This is a genomic window from Streptomyces sp. OfavH-34-F (genome assembly GCF_022347745.1).
Lineage (GTDB): Bacteria > Actinomycetota > Actinomycetes > Streptomycetales > Streptomycetaceae > Streptomyces.
This window is the reverse complement of the sequence record NZ_JAKRGC010000610.1, coordinates 1-1,469: the sequence shown is the minus strand read 5'-3', so window position 1 is coordinate 1,469 and position 1,469 is coordinate 1. Positions and strand designations below refer to the sequence as shown.

The 1,469-nt window shown below is 76.2% G+C and carries 2 protein-coding genes; both read left to right on the top strand.

From position 1 onward, the window contains the following. The first annotated feature begins 93 nt into the window (after nt 1-93). Entirely contained in the window at nt 94-768 is a 675-nt protein-coding gene (locus MHW47_RS35385) for a DUF4166 domain-containing protein (protein WP_239227903.1), read from the top strand. Then, complete coding sequence (locus MHW47_RS35380; RefSeq protein WP_239227902.1) at nt 765-1,439, top strand: TetR/AcrR family transcriptional regulator; 675 nt, start codon at nt 765-767, stop codon at nt 1,437-1,439. Before MHW47_RS35385 ends, MHW47_RS35380 begins: the two co-directional genes overlap by 4 nt. The last annotated feature ends 30 nt before the right edge of the window (nt 1,440-1,469 follow it).

Below are 1,469 nucleotides of genomic sequence, written 5' to 3'. Positions count from 1 at the left end.
CACCCCGGCCGCCCGCCGCTGCCTGCGCCGCCCGCCGGGGCGCGGCGCCGCGAGCAGCGCACCGCCCGCCCTCCTCGACCGCCTGGAGCAGCCGTGACCTCGATCTTCCAGCAGGCCCTGGGGGCCGACTTCGACCGGCTCCACCCGCAGCTCCGGCGCCGCTTCTCGGTGGGCCTGGACAGCGGCGAGGCGTGCACGGGGCGCGGGGTGATGGAGCGGGTGTGGCACGGCGGCCGCTGGGTGCGCCCGTTCCTCGCGCTGGGCGCCACCCGCAACATCTTGCTTCCGCGTGCCGGCCGGGACGTCCCGTTCACCATCGAGAACGTGCCCTTCACGGACTCCTACGGCCGCGAGACGGTCACCTTCGTGCGGACGTTCGCCTTCCCGGACGGCCCCCGGCGCTTCGACGCGACGATGGTCCACAGCCCGGAACGCGGGTGCGTGGTCGACTACCTGGGGACGCATCAGCACCTCGCCACGGATCTCCGCCTGTCGGTGGACGGGGCCGGTGCCCTCGTCATCCGCTCCGGCGAACACCGCTTCCGGGAGGGCCCCGTGGACGCGCGGGTGCCGGAGCTGATCGGGGGCGACGCGGTGGTGCGGGAGTCGTACGACGAGGCGGCGGGCCGCTTCCGCATCCGGGTCGCGGTCACCAACCGCCGCTTCGGCCCGCTGTTCGGCTACGAGGGCTCGTTCACCGCCGCGTACGCGCCGGCCGGCCGCGTACGGCAGGATCTGCGGCCGGTACGCGAGGAGGCACGGGCATGAGCGACGACGTGAAGAAGGCGGGCGGCGGGGCCGACACCCGGACGAAGCTGCTGGACGGGGCGCTCGCCACGCTCACCGGGCAGGGCATCGCCAAGACGTCCGCGCGGAGCATCGCCGCGGCCGCCGGGGTCAACCAGGCCCTGGTCTTCTACCACTTCGGCACGGTGGACGACCTGCTGGCCGCCGCCTGCCGCCACGGCGCCGAACAGCGGCTCGCGACCTACCGGGAGCGGCTGGACGAGGTGCGCTCCCTGGGTGAACTCCTCGCCGTGGCCCGCGAACTGCACGCCTCCGAGCGGGCCGGCGGCCATGTCGCCGTGCTCGGCCAGCTCCTTGCCGGGGGCCAGACCCAGCCCCGGCTGGCGACCGCCACGGCCGCCGGGCTCACGCTGTGGACGGACGAGATCGCGCGCGTCCTGGAGCGTGTGCTGGCGGGCACCCCGCTGGCGGAGTTCGTGGACGTGCCGGGCCTGGCGAAGGCGGCCTCGGCGGCCTTCGTCGGCCTGGAACTGTACGAGGGCGTGGACCCGGCGGGCGCCGAGAGCGCGCTGGCGTCCCTGGACCAACTGGCCGCGCTGGCCGCCGCGCTGGAGGACCTGGGCCCGGTGGCGCAGCGGGCGGTCCGCTCGCGGCTGCGCCGGACGACGGGGAACCGGGGGCGGGGGCGGTGAAAGCCGGCGGCGGCGTGGTGCGGGCGGGCC